This is a genomic window from Nocardia sp. NPDC058497 (genome assembly GCF_042720195.1).
In the GTDB taxonomy this organism is placed as follows: Bacteria; Actinomycetota; Actinomycetes; order Mycobacteriales; family Mycobacteriaceae; genus Nocardia.
In genome coordinates this window covers 1-7,769 of sequence record NZ_JBHXMY010000272.1, presented here as the reverse complement: position 1 = coordinate 7,769, position 7,769 = coordinate 1, and the positions used below count along the sequence as shown (strand labels likewise).

The following is a 7,769-nucleotide window of genomic DNA, read 5'->3' as shown; positions in this document are numbered from 1 at the left end:
CCGCGATGATTTAGGGTCTCGTGGGATCTGAGTTGTGTATAAGAGACAGGCTGCCGATGCTCGCGACCTGGCTCGCCCCGGCCACCGACCATTGGCGCGCACTACCTTCCGCGAGCGAGCTGTTCGACTGACAACTCAGCGCACCGTACACACCAGCATCTGGTTCGCGCCCGCCTGGAACTCGTAGTCCACGTCCACGATCACACTCTCGACACCGACGGTGGACAGCTCGCCGATCAGCTCGTCGAGCCGCGGATACCGGACCGGGGATCCGATGGCGACCAACGGGAAAACCCGGATCTCGCTGGTGGCCACGCGCGCCAGTTCCGTCAACGCCCGCCGATGGAAGTCGAAGTCCAGGTCGTCGGCGTAACTGAACAGCAGGTGTGAACTCAGCACGAGGTCGAAACTGTTGTCCGCGAACGGAAGTACGGGCAGTCGAGCCGCGACATACCGATCCGGGGCGAGGGCAGTATGGGCGGCGAAACGCTGTGCCGAACCGCGCCGGGTGCGGCGATGCGCGTCAGGGTTGGCAAAGAAGGTCCAGCGATAGGCATCGGCGTGGTCACGCACATACCTGTTGCCCCGGTCCGCCTCAGCCACCGCCGTCGCCGCCACCCGCGCGACACCGTCGTCGAAATAGGCGACGTCACAGGCGGTCACGTCCCCGCCGAGATCACACACCTCGCCGGCGAACCCGGCCGCGCCGCCGGGACAATCGAGGATCCGGCGCCGCAGATCGGCGTCGGTCAGTGCAAACATCGCCCGATACTCGTCGAGGGAACGAGAACTGACGAGAATCTCACCGAAACCGGTAGCACTGTCGTTCATGGTTGTCCTTCCATTCAGAACCGCCTGCACGGGCCGGAACAGAAGTCGTCACGAAGGACCCAGCCGCCCACCCAGGCGGCCACGCAAAACAGGTTGGGCCGCTAGGAAACCGGCCACCACTGCTGCGCAAACATCATCACCCGCCGATTAGACCACACCGAAGCCACCTCTACGCCAGGCATATTCAGCCGAGCGGGCTGTGCCCGAGCAGCACCCGGCCGCTGAAGCGAGTCTGCTTGGCCCGAGGCAGCGGGTGGAACTGGCAGCCGTGGATGTCGCGGTAGAGACGTTCGAGGTCGCACGAACGCGAGTAACCCGCGCCGCCGGTGGTCTCGATCGCCAGGCGCACCGTGGTGACGAGGGCGTCGGCGGCGACGGTTTTGCGGCTCAGAGTCCGGCCGGCGTACTCGTCGGTGTTGGCGAAACCGAGGTTGTCGGAGTCGGTGAACATGGCGGCGACGAGGTCGGCGGCGGTGGTGTAGGCGTTGAGCATCTCGCCTGCCGACTGCAGCGTGTGCGGTTCGGTGCGGCCCGCGAGCAGCCGTGCGGTGAGTTCGACAGCGGAGTCGGCGACACCGAGGTAGGCGGCGAGCACCAGCGGAAGTGCCGCGCCGATCACCACATTCAGTACCGGCGGCCACACCCCGGCGGGACGGATCATCGACACCGTGGCATCGGGGACGAACACGTCGTCGAGGACCACGGTGTGCGAGCCGCTGGCCCGCAGGCCCAACGTGTCCCAGGTCTTGTCGATGCGCACCCCTGGCGCGGACATCGGGATCGCGCAATGCAGGACCTGCTCGCCCTCGCCCTCATAGCGGACGCTGGTGACCAGCACGTCGCCCACCTCGCACCCACTGGCCGGCGCTTTGCGGGCACTCACCCGATAGCCGCCGTCCACGCGCACGGCCGCACCGTTGGAGTCCACCCAGTCCGAAGCGCCGGTGCTCACCAGGATCGCGCCCGCCGCCACCTTCGCGAACACCGCCGAGGCGTCCACGCCGTGGTTGTGCCGCCACACCTGGGCGGCGACGAGATGGGAGTGCATCGCGAACGCGACAGCGGTCGACGGATCGTGCCTACCGAGCTCGCGCAGGATCTCCCCCATCTCCCGATGGCTCGCGCCGCCGCCCCCGAACTCGGTGGGCACAAGCGCGGCGGACAGGCCGCTCGCTCGCAACCGGTCGAACGCGGCGACGGAGATCTCGCCGGTGCGGTCCCGCTCGGGCACCTCGGGGCGCAGGGATTCGCCGATCTCGCGGGCCAGGGCGACGCGGTCGGCGGTGGACGTGGTGTCGGCAATTGTGGAAGTCATGTTTCGAAGGTAGGAACCGCCGCGATAACCAGATAGTCCAGAAAGTGGACTCTCCCGGTCCGGAAAGTGGACCCCGTCGGTGAGGTGACCATGACGACTACCACCGCAGGCTACGGCCAGTACTGCCCCATCTCCCGCGCGCTCGACGTGCTCGGCGAACGCTGGTCGCTGCTGATCCTGCGCGACCTGTCCCTCGGCACCACCCGCTTCAACGACCTCGCCCGCGGCCTGCCCGGACTCTCGCGCAGCCTGCTGGCCAAACGGCTGCGCCAGTTCGAACGCGCCGGATTGATCGAGAAGATCGGCACCGAACACCTGCTCACCGAGGCGGGCACCCAACTCGAACCGATCCTGTTCGGCCTCGGTGAATGGGGCGCACGCTGGACCTTCGGCGCGCCCCGCGACGACGAGCTCGACGCGGCGCTGCTCGTCTGGTGGATGCACACCCGCGTCGACACCTCGACCCTTCCCGGCAGAAGGAACGTCCTGCACGTTCGGTTCACCGACGACGTGCGGCGATTCTGGATCGTCGTCGAAGGCGCCACGCCCTCGGTGTGCGAAACCGATCCCGGCTACCCGGTAGACGTCACCATCGTCGCGGACGTGGCAGCCCTCTACGAAGTGTGGCTGGGCCGCATGCCACTGAGCCACGCCCAGCGCACCGGCCGGGTGGTGTTCACCGGCCCACCCGCACTCACCCGCCGGATGCCCACCGTCCTGCAACTGAGCCCCGTCGCCGGATACGTCCGCGAATCGGGCATGGCCGAGGACACGACAGCCCGTGCATCCTGACTTGCACATGCCACGCCCCGATGATCCGCAAATCCGAAACGTGGCGGTTATCACTACCGGGCCCGCCGTGTTGGCAACGGCCGTAATCAAAACGTTAGGGTTTCGTCATGATAGGTCACGGAGCAGCGCACACCGACACGGACGTGCCGAATGTTCCTCTTCCCCGGCAGCATCGGGCACGTCTCGAGCTCGTCGGCGAATCCACGGACGTCGCCGAAACACCGCCAGACCAAGTCGATGACCATTTTCCGCGACTTGGCGACACCAGTTTCCTCACCACCGCCGGCCGGCACCGGCTCGCCGCGTTCATCCACACCAAGCTCGCCGAGCTGGCGGAGATGCCGTGATCGCGTGCCGATGACCTAGGCTCGAACGCCAGGAGTCATCGGCGACAGACTGATTCACGCGAGGAGTGGCGACGTGAGCGGCAGCGAAGCAGCGGTCGTCCTTCCCGAACAGGTACGGACCGAGCTGCGCCGCGGCGTGCGCAGCGTACTCGTCGACACCGCCGCCCTGCGCCTGGTCCGCGAACGATTCGACGACAGCCAGGCCGATTCCCTGCGCCGCTACCTCGAAGCCTCCCAATCGGCAAACACCCTGCGCGCCTACCGCACCGATTGGATTGCCTGGGCGGGCTGGTGCGCGGCCGAGCAGCGCCAAGCGCTGCCCGCCGACCCACTCGACGTCGCCGTGTATCTCGCCGCGGCCGCCGATACCCGACGCGACAGCGGCGCCTGGGCATTCAGCCCCGCGACACTGGACCGCAAGTCCGCCGCCATCGCCGCAGTCCACGCCGCCAACGGACTCCCCTCACCGACACGTTCCGACGTCGTCCGGCTCACGCTGCGCGGCATCCGGCGCACCCGGCGCACCCCGCCGACCCGCAAACGGCCGGTCCTGCTGCATACCCTCGATCAACTACTCGCCGAACTTCCCGAACCCGGCTGGCCCACCGAACCAGCCCGTCGTCGTGATGCTCTCGCGCTACTGGTCGGATTCGCCGGCGCGTTGCGGCGCAGCGAGCTCGCGGGCCTGCGGATCAGTGACGTCCACGTACGCACCGATCACACCACCGGCGAACCGCTGCTCGTCGTCCATCTGCCGACCACGAAGACCGACCCCACCGGCGTCGCCGAACAGCGCATCGCCCTGCCTCGCGGCAAACACCCCCGGACCTGCCCGATCTGCGCGTTCGCCGACTGGGTCCGGCTCCTGGAAGTCCACGCCGACGCGGGCGATACCGGCACACGGACATGGACAGCCGGAAACCCCGTGCCCGACACAACGATCCATCGCTGCCACGGTTTCACCGGCACGCCGCTGCGCACCGACGCCGAGCGACCGCTGTTCCCCACCATCAACCGGCACGGTTCCATCGGTGCCGCACCGCTGTCCGGGCGAGCGGTCGCCGAGCTCGTCAAACGCTACGCCGCGCGGGCAGGCCTCGACCCCGCCCTGTTCTCCGGCCACTCCCTGCGCGCCGGCTTCGCCACCCAAGCCGCGCTCGGCGGCGCCAGCGACCGCGAGATCATGCGCCAAGGCCGTTGGGCCAACCCACGCACTGTTCACGGCTACATCCGCACCGCGAACCCGCTGGAAGACAACGCCGTCACCAAACTCGGCCTCTGACCGCCAAACTAGGATGAATTGCATTTAATGCAACGCTGCATCGCGATTGTATGGCGGGTATTTCGCCTCGCGCGAACCGACCGCCACCGGTGGCAGGGCATGCGCCGTTGAGACCGCCAGGTCGGATGTGAGCGGAGGGCCCTGGCGGCGCGGTAGCAACAGCGGGCTGGCCAGGATCAGTAGGCCTGCGACCGCGATAGCCGTGCGAGGACTGGTTGCGGCGGCGAGTAGGCCGCCGAGTGCGCTGAGGATGGCGATGGCGGCGCTGCTGCTGATCGACCAGGCCATCAAGGTGCGGGCGATGCGGTCTTTGGGGGTATGTTCGAGTCGATAGGTGGCGAGCACCGGGGTGTACAAGCTCATACTGATGATGATCGCGAGCTCGACAGCGATTACCATCGCGAGGCCGACGACACCGGGCTGGACGAATGCGAGGCCGATCAGCCAGACCGCGCGCAGCGTGCCAACGGTACGAAGGATCTGGTATCGGCCGTAGCGCGCTACGACACGGCCGGCAAGGCGTGAGCCGATGAGCCCGCCGAGGCAGGGGACGGCGAAGGCGAGGCCATACTGCCAGGGTGAGAATCCGAGCTGGCGCAGCAGCAGCACGGCCAGCAGTGGCTCGGTGGCCATGATCAGTCCGCTGACGAGCAGGTGATTGAGGTAGAGCGACCGTAACCCGCTGTGGGACAGGATATGTCGCCAGCCGTCGAGCAACTCACCTGCCCGGACCTGGCGTTTGGCGGTACGGTCCGGGTGGTCTTCTCGGCCGCGAATCACCGTGAGCCCCAGCGCGGAGAGCAGGTAGCTGACCGCATCGACCACCACGGTGATGACCGGACCGAACAGACCGATCGCCGCGCCGCCCAATGGTGGCCCGACGGCGATGGAACTCCAGTTCGTCGACTCGAATCGCGCGTTGGCCACGAGTAGGTCGTCCTGCCGGACAAGGGCTTTCAGGTACGCGCCGCTCGCCGCGCCGAAGGCGATCTTGGCGGCGGCGACCACGACCGAGACGACCAGCAACTGAACGAAACTGAGCCGGCCGAAGGCGTACGCGACCGGGATCGTCATCATCACCGCGAACCGCGCCAGGTCCATCGTGATCATCACTGGTCGCTTGCGGCGAAACTCCACCCAGGGCCCGAGCGGCAACGCGACCAGCGCGCCCACCGCCGGTCCCACCGCTGACAACGTGGACACCTGAACGGGGCTGGCGTCCAACACCAGCACGGCGATCAGCGGTAATGCGCCGAACCCCAACCCGGAGCCGTATGCACTGACCGCATACGATGCCCACAGCCATCCGAACTGACGACCCAGCGATCTTCTGCGCACCAAGCTCCATACCTTCCGCTTCGAACAACTCGCTGTTGATCGCAGTGATCAAAGCAAGGCCGAGGAGACGGAATCAAACAACGGGGCTGGCGGCGAGCCACAACCGGATGTTGTGCCAGTAGGGTTACCGGTGTGGATCTCAACGCTGTGCGTACCTTTGTCGCCGCCGCGGACGCAGGCCAGTTCCAGGAAGCCGCCGCCGCGCTGTCGATCACCCAGCAGGCGGTCTCCAAGCGCATCGCGACTCTGGAGAAAGACCTGGATGTGCGCTTGTTCACCCGCACTGCCCGTGGCGCCCAGCTCACCATCGACGGCCAGGCGTTCCTGCCGCACGCCCGTGAACTGCTTCGGGTCGCGGAACGCGCCGACGCCTCTGTACGCCCTGGTCGGCGCGCGCTGCGTGTCGATGTCGTCGCCCGGCGGATCGCACCGGCGGGGCTTCTCCAGGACTTCCACCGCATGCATCCCGACACCGAACTGGACCTCGTCACCCTCGACGCCGACGTCACCGCGGCGATCGCCGCTGTCGAAGCTGGAACAATCGACGCCACCTTCCACGCCGTCCCCCGACACCAGCATCTGCCCACGGCGATCAGCACTGCCCGAGTGATCGACGAACCGCACCAGCTGCTCGTCGGCCCCCACCACCCGCTCGCCAACGCCCACACCGTCACGCCCTCGCAACTGGCCGGACACCGAATCTGGATGCCCGGCCTGCCTTCACGCGGCGAGGTGGCCGACTACTACGCCGAACTGACCACCACCTTCGGGTTCACCATCGACGCACTCGGCCCTGTCTTCGCAAAAGAGGCCCTGCTGGACGAGATCGCCGATTCATCGGACCTGGCGACCCTGATCGGCGAAGGCTCACAATATCTGTGGCCGGACAGCTACGACCTGCGGCGCATACCGCTGCGTAACCCGACACCGGTCTACCCGATGTCACTGATCTGGCGCGAAGACAATCCGCATCCCGCGCTTATCACGCTCCGCGGCTACCTCGACTCCAGACGAGCGGCCGTACCCGACACCGGGGTCTGGACACCGACATGGACGCAGCGCACGCCGCCGCTACCTCCATCTGACCGGCAATGACCCCGGTCCATCCGGTTCTAGCGCGAAACCGTGGACAGCAATGCCCACCGGACCCGTGAATACTGCACGAACGCAATACCGCTACGTCACCAGTCCAGGACCAGATCATCGGGAAATCGGTGGCGGGTGCGGCTGCAGGTGCCGCAGCTTATCCGGGTTTCCCACCGCGAAGATCTCGCGGATCAATCCGTCGACGAGAACAAAGGTCAGCACCGCGCCGATACGCTCGCCCAACCGGACGACCACGCCGGGTTCTCCGTTCACGCTTTCCACGCGGAAGGTCGCCGGTAGCCGCTCGAATGATGCGATGAGCTGTTCAGCGACTGCGACCGACCCGTTCAGTGTCTCCAGCGGCGCCCGCCGGACAAGCCCACCGGAGTCGAAATCCCCGGAGACGTGTGGGTCGAGTACTTCCATCAGGGCGTTCAGGTTGCCGTCCGCACACGCCCGGGCAAACTCGTCGCATATCTTCCGCAGTTCGGGCCTACTCACGGAAAACCGTCCAGCCCGGCTGCCCGCGATCCGGCGGCGGGCTCGGCTGGCCAATTGACGGCATGATTCCGGTGTCCGCCCGACCGAGTGAGCGATGTCGGCGAAATCGAGCCCGAAGACGTCGTGGAGCACAAACGTGGTGCGCTCCGCCGGTGTCAGCTGCTCGAGTATCACGAGCAGGGCCATCCGCACACCGTCGTCGAGGGTGATCTGATCCTCCGGAGTCAATCGGTCATCGATAACCAACAGCACAAGAAACCAAATCCCAAAGAAGTCG

8 protein-coding genes are annotated in these 7,769 nt (G+C 66.8%); 4 read left to right on the top strand and 4 right to left on the bottom strand.

Annotation, left to right across the window (positions count from 1 at the left end; translation table 11 throughout):
* Positions 1–135: 135 nt before the first annotated feature.
* Together ACFWPJ_RS18745 and ACFWPJ_RS18740 are read right to left on the bottom strand one after the other, a co-directional pair.
* Positions 136–831, bottom strand: a complete 696-nt coding sequence (locus tag ACFWPJ_RS18745) for a methyltransferase domain-containing protein (protein ID WP_378852971.1) — start codon at positions 829–831, stop codon at positions 136–138.
* 184 nt (positions 832–1,015) lie between these two features.
* Positions 1,016–2,146, bottom strand: a complete 1,131-nt coding sequence (locus ACFWPJ_RS18740; RefSeq protein WP_378852969.1) for an acyl-CoA dehydrogenase family protein — start codon at positions 2,144–2,146, stop codon at positions 1,016–1,018.
* A 90-nt stretch (positions 2,147–2,236) separates the two neighbouring features.
* On the opposite strand from ACFWPJ_RS18740, the gene ACFWPJ_RS18735 reads away from it, so the two are divergent.
* The 3 genes from ACFWPJ_RS18735 to ACFWPJ_RS18725 all read left to right on the top strand — a co-directional run bounded on the left by ACFWPJ_RS18735 (position 2,237) and on the right by ACFWPJ_RS18725 (position 4,567).
* Positions 2,237–2,938: a winged helix-turn-helix transcriptional regulator gene (locus ACFWPJ_RS18735; RefSeq protein WP_378852967.1), complete on the top strand. Its 702-nt coding sequence runs from the start codon at positions 2,237–2,239 to the stop codon at positions 2,936–2,938.
* A 143-nt stretch (positions 2,939–3,081) separates the two neighbouring features.
* Entirely contained in the window at positions 3,082–3,285 is a 204-nt protein-coding gene (locus tag ACFWPJ_RS18730) for a hypothetical protein (RefSeq protein ID WP_378852965.1), read from the top strand.
* A 73-nt stretch (positions 3,286–3,358) separates the two neighbouring features.
* Positions 3,359–4,567: a site-specific integrase gene (locus ACFWPJ_RS18725; RefSeq protein WP_378852963.1), complete on the top strand. Its 1,209-nt coding sequence runs from the start codon at positions 3,359–3,361 to the stop codon at positions 4,565–4,567.
* A 24-nt stretch (positions 4,568–4,591) separates the two neighbouring features.
* Here the strand turns inward: ACFWPJ_RS18725 and ACFWPJ_RS18720 are convergent, their stop codons facing one another.
* Positions 4,592–5,905 carry an MFS transporter gene (locus ACFWPJ_RS18720; RefSeq protein ID WP_378852973.1) on the bottom strand — a complete coding sequence of 438 codons (1,314 nt, stop codon included), beginning with the start codon at positions 5,903–5,905 and terminating at the stop codon, positions 4,592–4,594.
* 132 nt (positions 5,906–6,037) lie between these two features.
* Between ACFWPJ_RS18720 and ACFWPJ_RS18715 the strand changes: the two genes are divergently transcribed.
* Positions 6,038–7,000, top strand: a complete 963-nt coding sequence (locus ACFWPJ_RS18715) for a LysR family transcriptional regulator (protein WP_378852961.1) — start codon at positions 6,038–6,040, stop codon at positions 6,998–7,000.
* A 105-nt stretch (positions 7,001–7,105) separates the two neighbouring features.
* Here ACFWPJ_RS18715 and ACFWPJ_RS18710 read toward each other — a convergent pair.
* On the bottom strand, positions 7,106–7,769 hold a 664-nt coding region (locus ACFWPJ_RS18710), incomplete at its 5' end, for a sigma factor-like helix-turn-helix DNA-binding protein (protein ID WP_378852959.1).

Coding starts and splice junctions, on each gene's coding strand:
- ACFWPJ_RS18735 (WP_378852967.1), top strand. CDS start 2,237: ATGACGACTACCACCGCAGGCTACGGCCAGTACTGCCCCATCTCCCGC.
- ACFWPJ_RS18745 (WP_378852971.1), bottom strand. CDS start 831: ATGAACGACAGTGCTACCGGTTTCGGTGAGATTCTCGTCAGTTCTCGT.
- ACFWPJ_RS18740 (WP_378852969.1), bottom strand. CDS start 2,146: ATGACTTCCACAATTGCCGACACCACGTCCACCGCCGACCGCGTCGCC.